Below are 23,199 nucleotides of genomic sequence, written 5' to 3' on the forward strand. Positions count from 1 at the left end.
TATAACTATATTTGCCACCTTTTTAATATATAAACCCCAAAATATGAAGCATTCATTACTTTTAGTATTTCTTTTCATTTCCGTATTTTCTTTTGGCCAAAAAATAAAAGTCAAAAAAGGAGAAGTCTTTATTGACAAAGTAAAAGTTGCGCACATTGAAAAAATAAAAGCAAAAGGACTAAGACACTTTCAGATAAGTGACCTGGATAAAAACCCTATATTTAGAGCCGGAGATTTAAAAGTAGCATCTTTACTTTTTCATTCTGATAAGTCATATCCCTACAATGCATTTTTTAGAGATGAAGCGAAGGATACCCTATTAATAAATTCTAAACACCACTATTTTCTATCTAAGAAGAAAATCTTTAAACTTGCGATGGAGATGGGTATTTTTACTCCAGAAGGTTTTCAGACAACAAAGTTTGAAGAACTCGTTGAACAAACACCTAAAAGACCAGAAAGAATACTAAAAAAACTAGACAAAGAACGTAAACTGCTAAGTGGAAAAGGACATAGAGTAGAACGTGATTTTAATGATCTAGATATCCACTTAATAGCTTTTCCTTCTGAGAAAGCGTTTAGTCAACTAAATAAAAGCATGGTTGATCAGGTAAAGTATAACATTTATATTGGTGATCCTCATGTAGAAGAAGGCGATCATACATTAATTGGTTCTGCTATTCGCGAGGTAGGTACTGTAAGTGGTGAGTACTTTTTTATTTTCAACACTAAAAAGTTCCCATTGGCCTCTTATCATTCTATGACTTTTAAGATATATGGAAACAAAAAAGAATTAGGAATTATGGATCATGATATCAAACTATCTATGGGAAGTAAAAGAAGTGAAGCCATAAAAGAAATGGTTCGCGAACTTATAAAAAGAGGAAAAATATAATCGTTTCCTATCTTAAGAATACAAAAGGTGCTGTTCCGAGAACAGCACCTTTTTTATTATATTTTAGTATTCTACACTAATTATTTCTCTAACTCTACCTCTACATCCAATACGGTAGGATCTTCCATGTATTCTAAGAAACCAACTTCTAGCGTAAAACTTTTACCGTCTTGACTAAACATTGCTTTTTCTGATGATATCTTCTTTATTTTTTTCGGAAAATGGTAATTAATTTTATACTTAGAACTTGCCAAAAACATTTTCATCTGCTCTAAACTATCCATACTCATTTTCAGCTTATCTTTATCTAAGATTTTGGTAATCCTTTTAAACTTATTTTCTCCATAAGAATAAATCACTTCAGTAGGATCTTCTCCTTTAGAACCTGCCAACGGATCTCCTGCAGGACCTGTCTTTTTCTGATTACCTATGGTAGAAGCAGTTTTAAAACTATTAAATACATCTCCAAGCTCTTCTACTTTTTTAAATTCTGAGTACAAATCGAATTTCATCTCCTTGGACTGTGGATTCATTAGCATATGCATCTTAAAACTCTCTAGTTTCTTTAACTTTTCCTGTTCTTCTTTAGGCAACTTAGAAATACTATCTTTTTTCTCTTCTAAAAATTCTTTAAAAACTAAAGTAGAATCGATGACCTCTTCTTTTCCTTCAGTGATTTTATCACCTCCCATTTGCATAATTTCGGAACCGTCAAAATTGAAAGATATCTTTCCTGTTCCATCTTCATTAATATGTAAATCTTCAGAAAATTGGCATCCCACCAATAGAATTGCCACCAAAAATGCCTGTATTAACAGGGAAACTTTTTTCATATGTTTAGTTTTTCAATTTCGAGAAATTAATTAAAAATTATTTATTTGGATTATTTATAATTACCAATGCTGCTATCACACCAGGAACCCATCCACATAAAGTTAACAAAAGTACGATTATAATTGATCCGCATCCTTTATCTAAAACAGCTAAAGGTGGAAAAAAAATCGATAATAAAACTCTCCAAATACTCATAAACAAAAATAGATTAAATAATATAATTATAGGTAGTCTTATATCCCATTATGTTACACCTCTATCTTAAAATTATTTTTATATTGGGTTCATTTCTAAAAAGCTTGACATTATTCTATGAAATGGATCAAAATTATTCTTTGGATCTCCTTTTTAATCTTCTCTCCTGCAATATGGAGTCAATATCAATTTTCTGGTTATGTTGACAACAGTAATAAAGACAGTAATGTCTTTTTATCTCTTATAGAAGATTACAGAAAAATGTCTGGTATCTATCCAGAACAAATCATCCAAAAAGTAGCTCCCGATTCTACAGGTTACTTTGTGTTTACAGAAAATAATCTTCCTACTCAAAACAGGATATATCGAATCCATACGGAAAATTGCTCTGAAGAAGACAAAGAGTCCATTCATTTTAATGGGATTTGTCTAAACAGTAAAGAAATTCTTTTTATTGCTAAAAATGAAGATACGATCTCACTCCCATTTACTATAGAAGAAGAAGTATTTTGTGAAGTTGTTTCTACTAATGAACGGAGTAATACATTTCTTAAAGTAGATTCTATTATAGAAGATATGCGGTATGCCTTTAGCTCATACCGAAGTGAAGCTAATAGAAAAGTAAATTCTAGAAAATGGTTTAATACCTTACAGGAATTCGGAAAAAGCCAGCAAGAACCATTGACAGAATTATACATCTATTCATTCTTATCCGATAAATCTAATAATTTATATACCTATTATCTGCAGGATCTAAAGCAGAATACTTATTATGATCAACTATTAGAACGATTAGAAAAAAAGTATCCTGATAGTCCTTATGTAAAACAATATAAAACAGAGTTAGCTGCCGATAAATTTTCGGTAGAGATCACTCCAGAAAAAACAACACAGTATTGGGTCTGGATCATCATATCGTTATTAATAGGATCCATAGCATTAAACCTTTATCTATTTCAGAGATTGAAAAAAAACAAGAACGCTAATAAGCTAACAGAAAGTAAACTTACACAACAAGAAAAAAAGATTTTAGATCTAATTCTACAAGATAAAACGAATAAAGAGATCGCTTCTTTACTATTTTTAAGCGTAAGCACTATTAAAACACATATCAACAACCTTTATAAAAAAATAGAGGTCGAAAGCCGAGAAGAGGCGAAAACACTGTATAAGAACAGGTAATTCTCATTTCTTTATTTTTTAGATTTCAAAATTCCATCGGGGGTCTAGTCCCTATTTCCACCTTGTTTTCATTGGATTTTTGCCCACATGTCTAGAGTTTTGGTTCAGAATCAAAATTCAAAAAAAATACTAATAACTAAAACATTCTAAAGACATGAAAACCAAGATTACTTATGTATTAGCCTCCATTATTTTCTCTTTTGCACTATCATCTTGTGGTAATTCAAACCAAGATAATACAGCAGAAACACTTGCTATGCATACTGAGCCAAACGAGCAAAAAAGCAATACTGCTGTTGCGGTGATGACCTTCTCAGAAACCGAATTCGATTTTGGTACTGTAGCAGAAGGTGATATTCTGGAGCATACATTTTCATTTACCAATACAGGTAATGCGCCTTTGGTTATTGTGAATGCAAAAGGAAGTTGTGGCTGTACTGTTTCTAATTGGCCAAAAGAACCAATTGCGCCTGGAGCAACCGAAGAAATGCTTGTGACATTTAATACCAATGGTAAACCCAACCTGCAGAATAAGCAAGTGACAATCACCACTAATGCTGCTACAGGAAAACAAATCCTAAAGATAAAGGCTATGGTCACTCCTAAGATTAAGAATACTATAAGCGGTATCCCTTTAAGCAAATAAAAAATACTATATCTCCAACCCAAGTATCATAGATAATAATCAAATTCTATAAAAACTTGGGTTGGTTATATATTCTCATTTAGAATACATCTTATAATCCTACTATAATGAAAATAGCCATACAATTACTGATTTTATTATCCATCACTACGCATACCTATTCGCAATCATTTAATCAAGAAATAACGAACACTAAAGGAAACCCAAATCTAACAGGAAAAATTAATTTCGAAAAATTAAACTCAGCTCCATATGGTACTTGGTTCTCTAAAAATTATGAGTCCTATACTCCTAATGAACAAGTAATAAACTCTATAAAAACAGACTTACCGAACTATACTATCAAAATATTTATGGGAACCTGGTGTGGAGATAGCAAGAGAGAAGTGCCTAAATTTTATAAAGTTCTACAAGCAGCTAACTTTCCGCTAAACAGATTAACTACAATCGCGGTAGATGCGGATCGCGAACATTACAAACAAAGTGCTGGAGGCGAACACGAAGGGTTAAATATTCATAGAGTGCCTACGTTTATTTTTTATAAAGACGGCAAAGAAATGCAGCGGATCGTAGAATCTCCCAAGACAACCATTGAGGAAGATGTTAGGGATATCCTTTCTGGAAATTATACTCCTAACTACTACTCCGTAACTAAAATGAATACTATTATTACTACAAAAGGATCTGATTTTTTATCAAAGAACTCAGAAAGTATTGTAAAGGAACTAAGAGATGTTACAGAAAATATGTATGAATTAAACACCTACGCTAATGTGCTGTTTTTTGCTGGCAAAAAAATAGACGCAATAGAAATACTAAAATTTAATACTGTGCTATTCCCAAAAGAAGCTGATGCATTTATAAGTCTGGCCAATAAACTAGCAATTACCAATAACCTATCGGATGCGATCCGCAACTATGAACGTTCTTTAGATTTTAATAAGGACCAAAGAATTGTGGATAAAGTCAAAGAGTTGAAAAAATTACTATAGTAGAATACACTCTTATAAAAAAGAAAGTACCTATTAAGACAAAAGTAAAGCGAACTAAGTTCGCTTTACTTTTTGATTGTTTTAAAAAAGACCACAAGTTGGATGCTCTGGTAATACGCATAGACCGTTACAGCAAATGTGATCAGGAACTCCACAAAAAAAGGAATTTAGAGTCGGACATTCTCCATACTCTCCATCAAAATAGAATCCTCCGTTAATCCCTTTTTGCACAGATTTCTTTAACACCTGAATACCGTCGATCTTAGAATTTTTTTTGAATATAATATATTTGTTATGGTTAATAACAACAATATATTATGTTTACAATTTCAATCTATGTTAATTGTTATTTTTTAACAGAAAAATCCCCTGTTTAACAATTCTTAAAGAACAGTTGGTTTTGATTATTTTCTATTAGAAAGATGTAATCTCCTCAGAAATAGGTTTGATATCCATATGTCTTTTAATCTTATGTTTAACCTTAGGCATATAATCTCTATACTTTTCTAATGAGATCATCTGTCTAAAACCATAGATATCATCTCCTCCTCTACCACCTCCACGATTACTAGCAAAATATCCCATTTTATTTTCTTCATCAATAATAAAGGTGAAATCATCTGCTGCACTATTAATTGGTGCTCCCATATTATACACTTGCCAACCAGAACGTTGTTGATTAGGCAACACCATAAAAATATCAAGTCCACCAAAACCTACATGTCCATCACTAGCAAAAAACAATTTACCTGTGTCACTCACGTGCGGAAACGTTTCTCTCCCGGCAGAATTAATAAGACCTCCTAAGTTTTCTGGAGTACCGTAACTTCCATCTTCATTAACGGCTACTACATAAATATCTGATTTACCATAACTTCCTGGCATATCACTGGCAAAGTAAAGGTATTTACCATCTGGAGATAATGCTGGATGCGCAGTAGAGTATTGGTCGCTGTTAAATGGAAGTTCTTTTATATGTTTCCATTTACCGTTTTCGTACGTTGCTTTGTATATTTTTAATAATACGCAGCCTTTGGTATTTCTTTTAAATTTTCTTTTAGAGTAATTGTTTCTAGTAAAATACACCGTTTTTCCATCTGGGCTAAAAACAGCTGAAGATTCATGAAACTTGGTATTAATAGCTCCTTTTAGTTTCTCTATTCCTTTGTCTGGAATGTTTTTACTGGTTCTGTATAAATCCAGAAAAGGTTCATTTGTTTTTTCCTGCAGAATAACTGACATAGACTTGGCATTACGAGAAGAAGCAAATACCAATTCACCTTTATAAAAACTAGGTGCATAATCCGAGTTTTTAGAATTAATCGGCAATGATTCTATGATAAAATTTGCCGAAGTACTCGATTCTGTAGACAAATCCTCTGACATAAAATTATGTCCCTTAGTCTCTAATGAGATTTCTGAACGAATTGATGATACAGCTACCATAGGAGTAGCATTATTATTTTTTAAGTTGGCTGTTTCTACAGAAGCATACCCGTATTGAGTTTCATTAGCTATTGCTAATTGCTTTTGTTGAGAAAATGTTGAATTCAAAAGAAAGAAAAAAACCAGCCCCAAAAGGTTTTTTTGCAATGTCATTGATTACTTTTTTGTTGGTTAAATACAACTATATTGTTAACTTTTATAAAACTATTGTATACCAGTAGACGTCCTTCTCTACTGTATTACGATAAACAAATATTTGATTTTTATAAAAATTACAATGCTGCTATCCCCATAGCATTCGTTGTACACTTTTTGTGTTACATAATGCAATGTACTGATCCTTAATTAAATAAAATGTTAAAAAAGAAGAAAATAGTTTACAATCTTAATATTGTTGTTAACAACTACAGAAAATAGCCTTTCGGAATCTTAGTTATTCTATGACTGGCACAATAGCTAAGAGAAGTTTAACTCCTAAAACTAGTACCATAAAATTATTATTGAATTTCGTATGGATGTTTACATTTCACCCTTCGGCTCTGCTCAGGGTTCGGAATAAACGTAATTCGAGGGCTGAGCGAATTCGAAGTCCGATATTTCTTTAATAAAAAAATCCTTCACAAAACAAAAAACCAGCTACAAATCAATGTAACTGTTTTTTTACTATTTATTTTTTTAGGACGAGACAGGGCACTCTTTAAAATTATTGATGCATATATCCGAGACTTTAAAGCTAAAAAAGCATATTCTTAACACATAAAAAAACCAGCTACATCTTTACAATGTAACTGGTTCTTTACTTTTATTTATTCTTACTCATACCGTTAACTCATTACCGCCACTAGTTTAGAAACTAGCGGGAGCGATCACTCTAGCGGGAGCAGGGGGAAACCTTACCCCAAACCAAGTACATCAAAACAATATAAAAACTGAAAAACTATGGAAGAATTATTATATAAAAAATCCTATTATTGTAAACCAATAATAGGATTAAGAATAAGTTGTAAATCTATTTTAGGATTAATATAAAATATGTAAACTTTTTTTAGGACGAGACAGGAGCGCTAGCTGGGATAAAGATATTACCAAACGTATTGAAGATATTATCGATATGGGTAGCGAAGACAAAAACGCACTCTTTAAAATTATTGATGCGTATATACGTGACTTTAAAGCTAAAAAAGCATATTCTTAAACATAAAAAAACCAGCTACAAATTAATGTAACTGGTTCTTTCCATTTATTTATTTCTAACTCGTACCCCGCACGGAAAAAATTTCCGCGCTATCACATCCGATCGATCTGGGTTTCTATTTCTTTAATTCATTCAATCTTAGAATCAGTAATTGTATATTTGACAATTCTTGACTATCTATTTTGTTTGGTTCTCCTCCATAAGGATGTTCTATTTTTTCATTACATACCCTATTACTAACCTTGGATTTTTCTTTTAATAAAACATCAATAATTTGTACTTTCTTAATACTAAAGATTAACTGCTTTCTAAAAGATTTTGGGTCATGTTTTGATGACCAATAAAATTTATGATCATAATCAAAACAATCATTTAATAAGAACTTAGGTATAATGCCATTTTCAGAAATAGCATTTAAAGAATCTATGTACTTTTTTAAAAAACTTTTTTCACTCCAATCCAATTTAACCTCATTTGAAAAATTAGATTCCTTTTTGCTTGTTTTTTCCGTTTGACCGTTACAAGATAAAAAAGATAATATTATTAATAAACTTAAAAAAATCTTCATATTTATTTTTATTACTAATTAATGTCTTTGTACTCCCTGCCAGAAAACAGGATTTGAACCATTTAGATATCCAGCGGGAATTCCTGAATTAATTGCTCTACTATTTGCATCTGATTCACTAACATTTACACTGTTTCTTATTCCCGCATCTAAATGGTTTATTATTAAATTAGAAAATGTTTGTTGAATTAAATTATTAAGTGCAGTTTGATTCTGCGAACCACTTAAAAAACTATTCCTCACATCAGTCAGAATTCTATCAGCTGTTCCACTAAAAGTGTTAACTGTTCCATTGATATTAACGTTATAATTTGATATAATAAAATTTCTTGCAGCATCAAGATATTGCTCAACATGACCTAACTCCTCATGACCTCTAACCGCCTTAAACAAGCCTGGATTCTCTTGTTCTACTGTTAAACCATTTGCTCCAGCAATTCTAAAAGATTGGCTATAAGACACTACAAAATCCATAATTATATCGTATTGATTAGTCTTATTATTAAAAGTATATGAAAAATTTCCTGTAGCTATTGTTTCACCTAAATCTCTTAATGTTAATACAATAGGACCATTCATATTTCTAGATATCCTTCCCACGAAATCTTCTGGAGAACCTCCAAACATATTAGTATAAGCAGCATCAATATCCCCATTAAACTCTTCAGCTGTTATTGAGTGGTTAATTCCAGAAGCATCAGCTACCCATTTTTCTTTTTTAGAATTATTATCTACAGATTGAATACTTACCAGAAATTGCATTACACCCATCATCTCATTACCCTGAGTAGTTGCATAATCATAAGGCGTAGAACCACCATATCCAGAACCACCCATAGCCCTTCTTTCCTGTACACCTACATGGCGACCTTCAGAAAATATCTGATCATCCATATGACTGTACTCACTATTACCGCCACTCGGATCCGCATATACTACTGGATTATTATCAAAAGCATTATAGGTAGATAAAGAAAAATGGATTACTGGATCAATACGATTCCATCTGGCAATTGCTGGATCATAGGATCGTAAGGGCATCTCATACCAGTTTAATCCCAGTTCTTCTGTGAGTTCTGTACCGTTGTATTTATACTGGTGTTCTTGTCCTGTAATCTGGCTATTATACCCTTTATGTTGCAGACCAAAAGGATAGTAGTTATTTTCCTGCAAAATCTCACGAGCATAGTCTCCATCACCATCTACATCTGTGTTATTTCTAAGAACGTCTATCTGACCATCCTTATCTTTATCCGCATAATTTAATCGGTTATTGCCTAGATGATCTTTATATTGGTAAATATAAGTAAAAGTTCCATTACTTTCTGGTTCTATATACCCTTCTGAGTGATTAAAGAATTTTAATTGCCCATTTTCATATACGTAGTTACCGGCATACTCAGTTCGGGTTTCCATATCGGTTACCTCATCGATCACCTCTTTACCTATTTTTACTCCTGTAGCATCATATTTGTAATCAATCTCTTTAACACTTGAAGAAGTAAAGCTAATCGTTCCAGGTAAGTCTAAATAATTATATTGTATCCCAGATATACCCTTATTACGATCAATAATTATATTACCATTGGCATCATACTCATAATCATTATTAGTATTGGTGCCGTCTTTAAAACCAAAGCTTGCAAAACCTGTGTCGGTTACTTTGTTTAATTTATTTCCTACATCATATGAATAAGTAAGATTATCCATCGTACCAAAGCTGGTAGCTTGAGCATTTCTATTTCCTTGGCGTCTTAATGCAGTAATATTTCCATTCTTATCATAATGAACAAAATTAAGATTATAGCGATTTGTATTATCTAATGCACTAGTAATCCTATCCATATCATCATATGTGTACTTATACCAGCGTAATGCATTGTCACTAGCAGATTTCCACTCTACTTCAGAGATGTTACCATTGTACAAGCTAGTAGCACCGTGCGTAGGTTTGTTATAATTTACTTTATACCCAAATAAATCATCGCCCAATGCGCTAGGATCATTGATTTTGGTGATCCAACCACGTACATTATACGTATAATCAATGGTTTGTAGCGGAGCTTGTTCTGCATTCCCTACTTTTTTCTGTATCAATTGTCCTAAATCATCATATTCTAACTTAGCTAATAACTCTTCTGGTTGATTATTAATTATCTGTTTTTGGGTTAATAATCTCCCCATATGATCATAGGTGAAGGTATCTGTATTCACAATAGCAGGGTTACTATCCTTGTTATGTGTAGTTTTTACCATTAAAGTTTTCCCTACAAAATCCAATTGGGTTTCAGACTTATCGATCGTATTCAGATAACGATTTCTACTTCCTCCCCAAATATTTCTCCCTCTTTGATCATAGGCAATCACACTGGTTATCCAACTATTGGTTCCTAAAACTCGTACTTTAGAACCCGTAGGTAGTCCTTTGGTAGCATTCGTAGTAGCCACACCTAATACACTAGTTGGTTTATCCATTCCATCTCTATCAAAAGTATAATCATCATAGTAGTGAATGGTAAGGATTTGTGTAAATACATGTGGTATAGCGTCATTAGTATAATAAACAGGTGTTCCGGCAAGAGATAATGGTGAAGTTCTTTTACTTACAGACTGCGTATATGCATTAGAGTTAGCACTATTTTGTAAACTTACTCTAGAGGCATTATTTTTTAGCTCTCCAGTAAAAGCAACCCTCCCGAATTCATCATATTTGGTAAACAACCATTCTTTTGGTGATTTTGCTCTTTGGTTAGCATCCTGCGTCATCACCGGTTGGTTGAGCTTGTTATAAACAATATACTCCCATCCTTTTCCTGGTATTTTCTTCTCGATTAATCGATTTTGATCATCATATTTGTATTGGTAACATAGTTCAGAAAGTTCAGTGTTCGATACTCCATTACTCACTGTAACTTTTGGTGGGATAACATAGGTAAGATTCCCAAAATCATCATATACGTTATATGTGTCATGGGCTACACTGTTATTATATCCTCGACTAAGCACTATATTTCCGTTTTTATCGGTAAACGTTTCTGCTGTCTTATCATCGCCATCATCGATGGTCCAGTTTTCGTTTTTTGTGATGTTTTTGGTTAATTGACCAGCTGCGTAGGTTCCATTAGATACTAATAAAGGTGTCTGGCTATTCCCATTAAGCATCACTACATCAAAGCGATGTACCTCTGCATTGGTGTTTAATCCATAAGCTGCTTTTGTGGTGGTATTCGTAGAATATATCTCATCATATCCAGTAAGTACCTGTAACTGATTTAAGTTATGATCACTACTGGTGTTAATTCCTGCATTGATTAATCTTGGACTCTGATTGATTGCAGTAACTACGACATAGTTATCCTCTATAGCAATCTTATAATCAGTATTATTGCCAGCTGCATCCTTAATATACCCCATATCTAGGTACTCGATTGCCGGAACAACATCTAATTTTCGTAATTTTCCTGTAGCTAATTTTTTCAGTCCATCTGCGGTACTCGTTTTTATTCTAAGTTTTAATTTACCCGCATCAAAATACAACCACAAATAACTATTGGATAATAATGGATTGGTAATTATCGTTTCATCTGGTGGTGTTCCTTGTCCAGGCACATAAAAAATCCCTTTTGCAGCCCATCTTTTATTAAAAGTAACATTGGTAGGATACGATGTATACACAGGGTTTTTATACTGTATATTCTCCTTGTCATATCCCCACGGACCACCTGGCGCCGCTTGTTCATACACTCGATTCGCAGGTGAGGCTTCTGTTATCGTCTCGCTATATGGATTTAATGTATTTTCATATTTAGAGGTGTTATAAAATGATTTTAATGCTGATAATGCATCCGTATGTATAGCTCCATTCTCAGTCTGATCAGAAGCATATGGTAAATATGATTTGGTCTGTTTACCAAACTCATCATACTCATAATGTGCTACGATATCTTTTGGCTTAGATTGCTCGATTAATTGACTAATCGCCTCTCCGTTACCATTGATTTTTGTAATAACAGGATTCCAGAAATATTGACTAGTATTTACATCGGTACTATAGTATAAATAACTTCTAAATCTAGAAGTCGTGGTATTGCTTCGCCATTTAAAATCATTAGCGTTTTTTACTTTATTCCCGTTAATATCATATACACCACTGATTCCACTATTACCACCTGTATACGTGAATGGATGCACTATTCCCACTAATAAATACCATGTGTCTAAATTTGGTAAATCTCCATACCAAAAATAAGGATTGTTATTAGCTGTACCATTAAGGTTGTTTACATTCTGCGTTCCGTGATATGTTGTTCCATCTTGTGATCCAGTTCGTTTTACCCAAACAATATAGCGATATCCCACATTTTTATCTATAGCAAAATAGTCTGTGTTCCATCCACCATCGGCATCCCTATCAGCATCATTAACACATTTCCATAATAAGGATTGTTCTCCGAAAGGGTTGTTCCCAAATATTCTTTCATTTTCGGTAACTTTTCCACATCTATTAAATAAAGGAGTCGGCCCTATTCCCACTGTCCAATCATCTTTCCAATCTAGGATATTGGTATCTTGTTTCTGTCCTCCGCCTCTTACAGCAACGGATTGCTTGGTTCTACCCAATCCATCAGAATATCCAACGGTAACGATCTTATCGCTCTCCAATACCTGAGGTTGTTGTCCTTCTTGTACTTCTGTCTGATACGTAGTTGTTTTTACGTAATTCTCAGTTTGCGTCTGTGCGCTCACTATTGTAGTTACTAATACAGCAACTACACCTACTATCTTTTGTAATGTTTTCATCTTAGTGCTGTATTAATTATTTTTATAATTGTATTCATTTGTTGATAGAATATTCCCTTCTTGATCTTTTACTTGGTATAACCTATGCAAACTATCATATTCATAATAAGCAGTTCTGTTTCTAACATCTGTGGTACTAGTCATACCAATCAATGGATCATACGTATAGGTTACCATCTGTGATGCAGAAAAATAACTATGGTTTCTTAAATTTTGCAATGCGGTTCTTAATTGATTTTCTGAAGATGCATTCGTATCATTATTAGATGCTGTTATTGCTGCATTAATTAAGTTTTGTACGGCAGATGACATTCCTACATAGGTGGCATTGGTAATCACTGCGATAGGCGTGGTATTATTATAACCCCACACATAGATCGTATGGATACCTTCTCTAGCAGAAGTCTCCAATGGATTACCATAGGTATCATATTTATGAAAAATGGTTTGATCCTGAAGAGGCGCACTCTCTTTGGCTGACTGTATGGTTCTGGGAAGATATCCCCCGGGATTCCAAGAATCGAAATTAACCAAAGCAGTGCTTTGTTTTTGACTGCCGTGAAAAGTTTCCGTTTTTACCGGAGAGGCAATACGATTACCAGATACCAAAGTGGTATTGTTTACTGTACTATGATATGGATAATAGTATTTTGCCTTTTTGGTAGCTCCTTTAGAAGAAGTACTTCTTTGCTCAACTACTTGTTGATTACTATCATACTCAAACTCCTGTATACTTTCTTGGAACTGATCTAAATCCATATCCGAATAGGTTTTACTAGTCACCTTTTTTCGTTGGTATTGCACGTTGGTATCTTTATAGCTAACAATGGCGTACATATCATTTCTATCACCAGCTGGCTCAGCTTGATCGGATTCTACGCTACCAACACCTTTTGCCATTCTAAACAAATCTTGTCCACCTACAGAATTAATATTAAATCCAGTATATCGAATCATACGTTCTGCAAAATCCTCGAACTCCGCTTGTGTTCTATTTTCATAATATTCCTGAAAATCTTGTAACCCCAGAGGAAGTACGTTCATATTATTTTGCTGCATTACAATTGGTATCAATTTATCATAATGCATCTCACGTTTGATTTGAGTTTTTGCAATTACCTTAATTCCATATGGATATGCACTAGAAGTTGCATTTCCAAAAAAATCTGAAGGTGCTATAACTGACTCATATTCATATAACTGTTCAGAAATCAACTTATCTTTAGGTACTGACTTATGGCTCTCAGTTTTATAGGTTTTTACTGTACCTATTCTAAGACCACCCTCATTTACTCCTTTGGGTGCGCGATCATAATATTCTCTAGTTCTAAAATCATAAGGTTCATTAAAAAAATACGGATCTTCGTAGGTATACACCGTTTTTCCATTTTTTGCATTACTCAATGGATCTGCTGAAACTACAGACTCACTCACTTGAGAATAGTAAATAGGTAATCCCCTCCCTTTTACATAAAAGGGAATATAAAAACTGTTTGTAGTACCGTACCAATATTTTTGAGGTTCCATTTTTAAAGCAGTATACACTTTGGCGCTGGATCCTAATTGATCATTAGTATATTGATATACTTTTTCGGTACATTGATCCGTATCTATAGGACAGCTGCGGATACTAGCTACACGAATACCACCATATAATTGATCATAGGTTTCTTCCTTGTAGTTTTGCGGACTTGTGATCTTTACTGATATTTCTGCTTCTGTATTAGCCTCAGTCTCTACAAAAAATGTATATGTTCCTGGTTGGATTGTAAACGTACACTTTCCATAACTATCATATTGTACCAAACCTTCGGCAAGTTCTTCTCGTTCTCCAACCACATTGATATATAATTGAGCTATACCGTTATTGTTATTACAATCCGTATATGGAACATAATCTCCAGTATACCCTTCCTTAAAAATTTTAAGTTGCACTCTAGATCCATATTTCTTAACAGTCGCTTTATGCTCTATTTCGATTTGTGTAGCTGAAGTAAACGTACCAGAACGCACTTGTTTTCTTGAAGTTCCAATGGTATTGGTATTTCGACTAAAAACTGTAAAAGAACCATTAGAGGTATTATTATTTTCATACTCCTGCGGGATTCGATTCAATTCATATTGAATATCAGTTTGTCCACCTGTTTTGTAATGAATACTTTTTAATGCCCCTGCTACTGTGTGACTTAATATAGACTCCACACTTGCTTCTTCCTTTAATTGATCGACAGGTGTTTGAGAACCATTATAATATCCCCAGGCATCCATAGTAGAATTCACCTCTTTATCACTATATTCAAAAGCTGGAATCGCTGATGGGATATCCTCGTAATAGTAGTCAAAACCAAAAGCAAACTCATTATTGGTTTGTATTTCTTTTAATAAATCTCTAGTCCCTTGTGTATAGAAATCATAGCTATTAATCAATTGCCCATGAAAATCTTTTAAATCAATAGATGTGTATTTATGATGTGCTCCAGATGATACAGAAGCAGTATTAAAATGTAAAGATCCATCTGCAAACGTAATTTGTTTAAGCACTGGTACTGTCACATCCACATCTAATCTTGTATGTGTATACACATTGGGATCCTGACCATCCTGCAACTCTGCCGGCGGTTGTTGTTGGGGTGATTGGAATGGTCCTCCACCTCCAGGAATGAATACAAATTTTGTTAACAATCCTTCTAAAAACTGTGCTTGTAATCCTTTATAAGAATAAATTTTTGGTAAAAAAGCTTTGGTTTTAAACAAGTGATTCTGATACGTAAAACTTATTTGCTGTGTAGTATTTGGTGGTTGTATACTGCTTAAATACCAACTACGTGTGTATGGATAATTAGGCTCAATAGGTAACAGCGCTGTGGTCTGTCCATTTCCAAACGTTTGTACAATATCGTCTTCTGGTACTGGAGTAAAAATTTCTTTTGCTCCAAAAATATAACGTACCCCTTCAGAATCCGTAACCGTTATTTGATTCCAAGTAAAGGTTATCTTTACATTATGATGTGATAATAAAACAGGTTGTAGGTTTTCTCCTAATTTAAATGAAAAATTAATTCCTCCAGCATTCACATGGAAAACATCCGGCTCTCCATCCATTAATCCTTGTGCTAATAAATATGCGTGATGTTCTTTTATAACCTGCTTGCCATTAGTCGCAGCATTATTTGCATTAGGATCAAAATAATAATATGGATCCAGAATCGTACTTCGTAAATTTTCTGACCCATAATATCCTTTAGGATGATCATCTGGTAAACCTCTTACTTCTCTAGACACCATTCCGGTTGCTGCCAGATCCCAACCTAAACCAATAGGTGATGGTTCTTCCATAACTCTAAGTCCAGAATAACTGTACTGTAATCCTGTACTCCAAGAAACACCATTTTGTTCAATATTATAAATAGGCACATACTGCTGCGCACTCCCACTCGTTAGATTCACGGTGGCGCTTCCTCCTCCGCTAATTTTTGCAGCAGTGGGCGTTGTAGTAGCGGATGGACTATATCCCCCATAATAATCATCTTGCCCTTGAGCAACAATGCTGACCAGCATTGTAAACAATAATACAATTTTCCTCATAAAATAATACTTACTAATTAATCACTTACTTTTTTCCGGCGGCGAATTTACTAAAAAGCTCTCATTAGATTCGTAAAACTCTTTACCCTTTTATTTTCGAATCTTACTTTTACAAACAATACAAATTCTACATCTTTTCATCCATTAAAGGTTTATATCCAATCACCTTATAATGTTAAAATGTAAATTTATAAAGGCATAAAATTCACCGTTCCATAAGTATGTGTCATTCTAAATCGATATGTTACCTCTACTTTTTACTTTTTTTTAAAAAAAATTATCAAACTTCATAAATCCTCTATTTCGGTACTCAGAACCTCTATATTTTTAAACATAAAAACTAAAGCAATACTATCCTTAAAAATCAATTGAAAGATTATCTCATACTTCGTATCTTTGCACGCTTAAAACGGCAGCATTATGCAATTATCAGAACAAGAACTTGTAAGAAGAGAGAAACTACAAACCCTACGTGACCTAGGGATTAATCCATATCCGGCAGCTTTATTTCCGGTAGACCATACTTCTGAAGATGTCAAACAGAAATATGAAGAAGGAAAAAAGGTAGTTATTGCTGGTAGATTGATGTCTAGACGTATACAAGGGAAAGCTTCTTTTGCAGAAGTACAAGATTCTAATGGCCGTATACAGGTATATTTTAATAGAGATGAAATCTGTACCGATGATGATAAGACTAAGTATAATGAGATTTATAAAAAGTTATTAGATATAGGAGATTTTATTGGTATCGAAGGGGAACTTTTTACTACACAAGTAGGAGAAAAAACTGTAATGGTTAAAGACTTTACATTATTAAGTAAAACACTAAAACCATTACCTCAACCGAGAACCGATGCTGATGGAAAAGTGTATGACGCTTTTACAGATCCAGAATTGAGATACCGTCAGCGTTATGTAGATTTAGTAGTAAACCCTCACGTTAAAGATGTATTTGTAAAAAGAACAAAGCTTTTTAACGCGATGCGTGAGTTTTTTAATACCAAAGGATATTTTGAAGTAGAAACACCTATCCTACAACCGATACCTGGTGGTGCCTCTGCACGTCCATTTATAACACATCATAACTCACTAGATATTCCTTTATATATGCGTATTGCTAATGAGTTATATCTAAAACGATTAATTGTTGGTGGTTTTGAAGGTGTCTATGAGTTTTCTAAGAACTTTAGAAACGAAGGAATGGATCGTACCCATAATCCAGAATTTACCGCCATGGAAATTTATGTAGCTTATAAGGACTACAACTGGATGATGGAGTTTACAGAAAATCTAGTAGAACATTGTGCTATCGCAGTAAACGGAACTACGGATGCTACTTTTGGAGAACATAAAATAAACTTTAAAACTCCTTATGCTCGTGTAACGATGACCGATTCGATAAAGCATTTTACTGGATTTGATATTACAGGAAAATCTGAAGAAGAAATTCGTGAAGCAGCCAAAGGAATGGGTATCGAAGTAGATGAAACCATGGGTAAAGGAAAATTAATAGATGAAATTTTTGGTGAAAAGTGTGAAGGAAATTACATCCAACCCACATTTATTACTGATTACCCAAAAGAGATGAGTCCTTTATGTAAAGAACATAGAGACAATCCAGATCTTACAGAACGTTTTGAACTAATGGTTTGTGGTAAAGAGATAGCCAATGCATACTCTGAGTTGAATGATCCTATTGATCAGCGAGAACGTTTTGAAGCACAATTAAAACTAAGTGAAAAAGGTGATGACGAAGCAATGTTTATCGATAACGACTTTATCAGAGCCCTAGAATATGGTATGCCTCCTACATCCGGAATGGGAATCGGTATGGATCGATTGATTATGTATCTAACTAATAACCAATCTATACAAGAGGTGCTATTCTTCCCACAGATGCGACCAGAGGTGCGAACCGCACAGGCAAATATTATAGAATCTCTTAATGATAATGAAAAAGCTATTTTTGAAATTATCAAGAAAGAACAAAGCATGCCTTTAGCTGATCTAAAAACAGCTTCTGGTTTAAGTAATAAAGCTTGGGATAAGGGTATGAAAGGACTTTCTAAGCTAGGTCTTACTAAAGTTACTAAAACAGATGATAGCCTAATCGTAGAATTGGCAGAATAAATCATTTAATTATATATGAAAGCGTGTTTATTTTAAAAATAAACACGCTTTTTCTTTTTACAAAAACTCTAAAAATTATAACCAAACACATCTGTTAACATTTTTTTAACTATTTTCGCACCTTTATTTTAAAACCCCATATTTCATGAAACAAACACTACTTTCTTGTATTGCATCACTCTTATGTACTATATCCTTTGCTCAAAGTGCCAATATAGATCGAGAAAATTTCAAGACTTCTTATGTAAATCTACCTTCTAAGCCTATCCTTGATGATAGTAAAAGAACATATTCTATAAATACAGGTTCTATAACCATCCCTGGATTTTCTAAAGTAAAAACAGGAGGAACTTTAGATATCAACTACAAATTTCACGGCACCAAAATTGGAACCGTTGATATTAAAAAAGAAAAACACGAAAAAAAGGACAAAGACGGTAAAGTATTATCTGTAAGCTACACATACACTGCCAATGTAAACTACGCATCATCTGCTACATTATCGGTTAATAACGCAACAAATGCTAACGCTTATGAAAAAAGCTATTCTGAAAGTGAAACTCATACCAGTGGAGAATTTAGCACCTATAAAAAAGCACAAGATTACTACAACAACAACCGATATAATCTAAGAGATAAATACAAAAGCAGCCACAAATCACAATTCTTAAGCTCTGCCAGAGGTCACCTTACTAGTACATATGGTTATGACATTGAATCTCATGAAAGAGAATTTTTCTGGATTCTAAGGTCTAAAAAACATCCTGAATTTGCGAAGCATCAAGAAGCATATCAAACACTACAATCTGCTTTTGAGAAAATGAAATACAATGCATCTATTGATTCTCTCAAAACCGAAGTACAACCTGTAATCGACTATTTTAATAGCGTAATCCCGAATTACCAAGGCAAGAAAAGGAAAATACGTAAAGTGCGATATGCGAGTTATTACAACATCGCTAAAATCTATTATTATTTAGATGAACCTGAAAAAGTTAAAGAATATGCGCAGAAAATAATCGATAATGATTATGACAAAAGTGATGGTAAATATTTTAACAGAATTGCAGATCAACTTATAGAAGATTTTAAAGCAAATGAAACAAAGTCCAGACATTTTGAAGTTGTAACTGAAGACCTAAGCGATCAAGAAGAAGATCAGAATGATATAAGTACAGATATAGAAGTTAATCAAGCGTATTTAATAACAAAAGAAAATGACACTACCCTTGTAGACATCAAAACCTCAGATATCAATAAAATTGCCTACAGTCTTAAAACCGTAGAATATGATCAAAATGGAAAACCTTTTGGAACTAGAGTTCGAAAAGCTAAAAAATGTAAAGAGCTTGTATTCATAGATGGAGATCATTACAGAAATATTAAATTTAAAGAATCTTCAATTAAGAATGGTGAAGTAGATGCTGGTCAAATGATACTTGGAGGTGCAACTGATAAGTTATGTAAAGTTCTATTCGAATCTGAAAAGATAAATTTATATCTATTTAATAATAAGGAACTAGTTATTCTTCCTGCGGGAAGTGAAAAAGGTAAATCTACTATGTCTACTGGTTATGTTTTTGGATTTAAAAAAAATCTCACCAAATTGGCTGAAGGATGTACTGTAGTACAAGAAAAAATAGCTAACAAAGAGTATAAAAACAATCAAGAAGATTTACTTCGTTTTTGCAAAGAATTAACCAATTGTAATGTAGAATAACATTCTATCTTCTCTAATAGTCTTATAAAAAACGCAACCTCTTCAGGTTGCGTTTTTACTTCTTACTTATAAACAAAAACATTCTTAGCTATACGAAACTATTTCTCCAACAGTTACAGTATAATTTTCAGCAGCTATGGTATTTATAAAATTCCATTGCGCCTCACTGCTACTTGACGAAAAGGTAACTTGTAAAAATCCTCTTTGCGTAGCATCCATATATTGTAAATCGTCTATTAATATCTCTAAGGCTTGCTGAAAACCTACCGCTTGATTTGCATCAACTCCTAAAAAGCCTTCGAATCCTGGAGAAGAAACCGATGATGTAGCAAACTCCACTCCTATTTCTTTCCCGGTTGCATCTTTTAACTTACTATACCAAGCATTATGCGTGTCACCAGCAAGACAAACTGTTTTCTTTCCTCCTAACATAGCAAAAAGTTGCTCTCTCTCTATAAAATATCCATCCCATGCATCTAGGTTATAAGGAACAACTGTTTGCACCCTAGTAATCTCTTCTGGTGTTAGCGTCGGATCACCTGCTAAAAGCCTAGATTTTATAGCTGTCAAATCCGTTAACGCGGTTTGAAAAGCCAAAGCCGTCTCTGGAGTTGCACTTCCTAGAGCGCCTATTTCTGCCACAAGAGTTCCTATTAAAATTAAAAGCTCTGCTGGCATAAACATCTTACCCATTAATACCTGCTGACCTAAAACTTGCCAATTTGCATTACTTGCAGAAACTGCTCCAGACAACCAACTTAACTGTTCTGATCCCAGTAAAGTTCTACTAGGGTCCTGAAGTGCTGTTTGAAAAGCAACAGCATCCAATCCTGAAGTTGGACTAAAGAAATCATCGTAAGAAAGTTGTTTATCTCTTCCTATAATTCTCGTATCTAGCATATGTAAACTTAACACACTTCCAAAATCAAATGATCTATAAATCTTAGATGGATCAGTAGATCGTAATGGTAAGAATTCGCTATATACCTGTATTGCCGTTTGTTTTCTGGCTTCATAAGAACCTTCAGAATCTTGATGGTTCTCTGCTCCATCCTTGTACGCATCATTGGTAACTTCATGATCATCCCACACACAAATAAATGGCTTTTTTTGATGTGCTAATTGTAGTTGAGTATCACTTCTATATTGCTTATACCTAGCTCGGTAATCTGTAAGTGATATAATTTCATTTGCTGGTTTATGAACTCTATCTAAAGCTACAGTATTCTCATTGGTTCCATACTCTCCTTCTCCATACTCATATATGTAATCTCCTAAATGAACAATCACATCTGCCTCCGAATTAGCCATTGCACCATACACATTAAATAACCCAGCTGCGAAGTTTGCACAAGAACAAACAGCCAATTTTACATCTGTTACCGTATCACCCACAGCAGGAAATGTAATTGTTTCGCCAATCACAGAAGTGGTCTGCGTCTCTAACTCAAAGAATCGATAATAAAATTTACTATTAGAAGGCAATTCTTGAACATCAATTGCTACGGTATAATCCCTATCCGCTCCAGTTACAAACTCACCGCTTCTTAATACATCATCAAAATTTTGGTCCAAAGCAATTTGCCAATTAATTGTAATATTAGAACTACCAGTATTCGGAGTGAATCGTGTCCATATGATAATCTTAGAATCTGTTGGGTCAAAACTTGCTACTCCTTCAAAAAAGTTATCCGTACTAAGATCTGGAATACTGATGTCCATATCATCATCGTTATTACAGCTGATGTACATGGGAGCAATCATAAAACCTCCAGCAACTAACAAAGATTTTTCAAAAAAATTTCTTCTATTCATTGTGTGTATTTATTTTCTTTCAAAAATATTTTACCACAATAAACCTGATGTTATCCCTTCTTTAAAAAAATATCAAACTATCTTCCTCTTAATAAAAGAAGTTAACTATAATATAATGTTCTATCTGTTCTCTTTACTTTTTTTTAAAATTTTAAAAAGTACAATCCTAAAGAAAATTACTCTACCCAAGGACAATAACACGCATACTTTTTTGCTCTACAAGAAAAATCTATCCCCAATGTTATTTGATGAAAACCACCATTATTAAATGTCACTGGATTTGATTGATAGGAGTAGGTATAAGCAAACATATATTTTCCAAAATTAACTCCAACAAACGGAGTAACATAGTTTAAGGCCTGACTCTTTATCTCCTCTCCTTCTAAAAAATCTATGGAATCAAAACTCCTTCTGTAGGATAATCCACCCCATAGTTTCCCAAAATTCATATCACTGTAAACTTTTAAATTGAAGTCAATAGTAGATTGACCAACACCATCTCTATAAGAATATAGAATTGATGGTTCATATGAAAAAGTTTTTCCTGGACGATCAAAAACATATCCTGCAGATACTAGATAATTCCGTAGGTTATTAACTATTTGTAAATCATTGTTAACTCCGGAGTTTTTTAAAAGATTCTTTACAGTAACGTGTGTATAAAAATTATATAGGTTATAAGAAAAACCTACATCCATGTTAAATTCACTTTGGCTTATAGATCCTGGTCCTACCAAAGGATCATTGGGGTCAAATCTAGTTTGATCTAATCTATATTGAAGTATTCCAGCACTTAATCCAAAAGATAATTGATTTAAATCTACTTCGCTTCTAGAAAACATCAAATGATGTGCGTACGTAACATATCCTCCTGTTTGAGAAGTGAAACCATTTTTATCATTATACACAATTGCACCAATTCCTGATTGAGAATTACCAATTCTACCATTGTAAGCTGCAGTATATAATCCTGGACTATCTTCTTGACCTACCCAATTTCTTCTACCTGTCAATCGAACCTGAGAACAATTAGCTGCACCAGCCATAGATGGATGTAGTAAATAATAATTATCTGTAAGATAATCGGAATATATAGATAATCCTTCTTGGGCATTTCCAAATCCTATAAACAACAATGTTATCATTGTCATTAGGTATATTTTTTTTAATTTCATCTTGCTTGTTTTGAAATTGAG

At 33.5% G+C, this 23,199-nt stretch carries 15 protein-coding genes; 6 read left to right on the top strand and 9 right to left on the bottom strand.

What is annotated here, in order from left to right; genetic code table 11:
* Positions 1-43 precede the first annotated feature (43 nt).
* Positions 44-895, top strand: a complete 852-nt coding sequence (locus J8L88_RS06850) for a hypothetical protein (RefSeq protein ID WP_118387359.1) — start codon at positions 44-46, stop codon at positions 893-895.
* Between the two features lie 80 nt (positions 896-975).
* Here the strand turns inward: J8L88_RS06850 and J8L88_RS06855 are convergent, their stop codons facing one another.
* Positions 976-1,728 carry a hypothetical protein gene (locus J8L88_RS06855; protein ID WP_027395373.1) on the bottom strand — a complete coding sequence of 251 codons (753 nt, stop codon included), beginning with the start codon at positions 1,726-1,728 and terminating at the stop codon, positions 976-978.
* Between the two features lie 37 nt (positions 1,729-1,765).
* A complete protein-coding gene (locus J8L88_RS06860) occupies positions 1,766-1,924 on the bottom strand; it encodes a YqaE/Pmp3 family membrane protein (RefSeq protein WP_081415682.1) in 159 nt (52 codons plus the stop codon).
* A gap of 117 nt (positions 1,925-2,041) precedes the next feature.
* On the opposite strand from J8L88_RS06860, the gene J8L88_RS06865 reads away from it, so the two are divergent.
* The 3 genes from J8L88_RS06865 to J8L88_RS06875 all read left to right on the top strand — a co-directional run bounded on the left by J8L88_RS06865 (position 2,042) and on the right by J8L88_RS06875 (position 4,744).
* The gene (locus J8L88_RS06865; RefSeq protein ID WP_118387361.1) at positions 2,042-3,106 is read left to right on the top strand and encodes a response regulator transcription factor; all 1,065 of its coding nucleotides are present in this window, start codon (positions 2,042-2,044) and stop codon (positions 3,104-3,106) included.
* Positions 3,107-3,260: 154 nt separating this feature from the next.
* Positions 3,261-3,752 carry a DUF1573 domain-containing protein gene (locus tag J8L88_RS06870; protein WP_118387362.1) on the top strand — a complete coding sequence of 164 codons (492 nt, stop codon included), beginning with the start codon at positions 3,261-3,263 and terminating at the stop codon, positions 3,750-3,752.
* 107 nt (positions 3,753-3,859) lie between these two features.
* A complete protein-coding gene (locus J8L88_RS06875) occupies positions 3,860-4,744 on the top strand; it encodes a thioredoxin family protein (RefSeq protein WP_211060340.1) in 885 nt (294 codons plus the stop codon).
* An 81-nt stretch (positions 4,745-4,825) separates the two neighbouring features.
* On the opposite strand, the gene J8L88_RS06880 is transcribed toward J8L88_RS06875, so the two are convergent.
* The 5 genes from J8L88_RS06880 to J8L88_RS06900 form a co-directional block, all read right to left on the bottom strand.
* Positions 4,826-4,990, bottom strand: a complete 165-nt coding sequence (locus J8L88_RS06880; protein ID WP_211060341.1) for a hypothetical protein — start codon at positions 4,988-4,990, stop codon at positions 4,826-4,828.
* 168 nt (positions 4,991-5,158) lie between these two features.
* Complete coding sequence (locus J8L88_RS06885) at positions 5,159-6,343, bottom strand: PD40 domain-containing protein (protein WP_211060342.1); 1,185 nt, start codon at positions 6,341-6,343, stop codon at positions 5,159-5,161.
* A 1,157-nt stretch (positions 6,344-7,500) separates the two neighbouring features.
* A complete protein-coding gene (locus tag J8L88_RS06890) occupies positions 7,501-7,953 on the bottom strand; it encodes a hypothetical protein (RefSeq protein WP_211060343.1) in 453 nt (150 codons plus the stop codon).
* 18 nt (positions 7,954-7,971) lie between these two features.
* Positions 7,972-12,753: a DUF6443 domain-containing protein gene (locus tag J8L88_RS06895; protein ID WP_211060344.1), complete on the bottom strand. Its 4,782-nt coding sequence runs from the start codon at positions 12,751-12,753 to the stop codon at positions 7,972-7,974.
* 12 nt (positions 12,754-12,765) lie between these two features.
* The gene (locus tag J8L88_RS06900; RefSeq protein ID WP_211060345.1) at positions 12,766-16,338 is read right to left on the bottom strand and encodes a hypothetical protein; all 3,573 of its coding nucleotides are present in this window, start codon (positions 16,336-16,338) and stop codon (positions 12,766-12,768) included.
* A gap of 420 nt (positions 16,339-16,758) precedes the next feature.
* Here J8L88_RS06900 and lysS point away from each other — a divergent pair, with 420 nt between their 5' ends.
* Both lysS and J8L88_RS06910 read left to right on the top strand, forming a co-directional pair.
* Positions 16,759-18,468, top strand: a complete 1,710-nt coding sequence (gene lysS / locus J8L88_RS06905) for a lysine--tRNA ligase (RefSeq protein ID WP_211060346.1) — start codon at positions 16,759-16,761, stop codon at positions 18,466-18,468.
* Between the two features lie 145 nt (positions 18,469-18,613).
* Entirely contained in the window at positions 18,614-20,188 is a 1,575-nt protein-coding gene (locus J8L88_RS06910; protein ID WP_211060347.1) for a hypothetical protein, read from the top strand.
* 84 nt (positions 20,189-20,272) lie between these two features.
* On the opposite strand, the gene J8L88_RS06915 is transcribed toward J8L88_RS06910, so the two are convergent.
* Both J8L88_RS06915 and J8L88_RS06920 read right to left on the bottom strand, forming a co-directional pair.
* Positions 20,273-22,003: an alkaline phosphatase gene (locus J8L88_RS06915; RefSeq protein ID WP_211060348.1), complete on the bottom strand. Its 1,731-nt coding sequence runs from the start codon at positions 22,001-22,003 to the stop codon at positions 20,273-20,275.
* A 176-nt stretch (positions 22,004-22,179) separates the two neighbouring features.
* Entirely contained in the window at positions 22,180-23,178 is a 999-nt protein-coding gene (locus J8L88_RS06920) for a type IX secretion system membrane protein PorP/SprF (RefSeq protein ID WP_211060349.1), read from the bottom strand.
* Positions 23,179-23,199: the final 21 nt, after the last annotated feature.

The organism is Aquimarina sp. MMG015 (assembly GCF_018100855.1).
GTDB lineage: Bacteria > Bacteroidota > Bacteroidia > Flavobacteriales > Flavobacteriaceae > Aquimarina > Aquimarina latercula.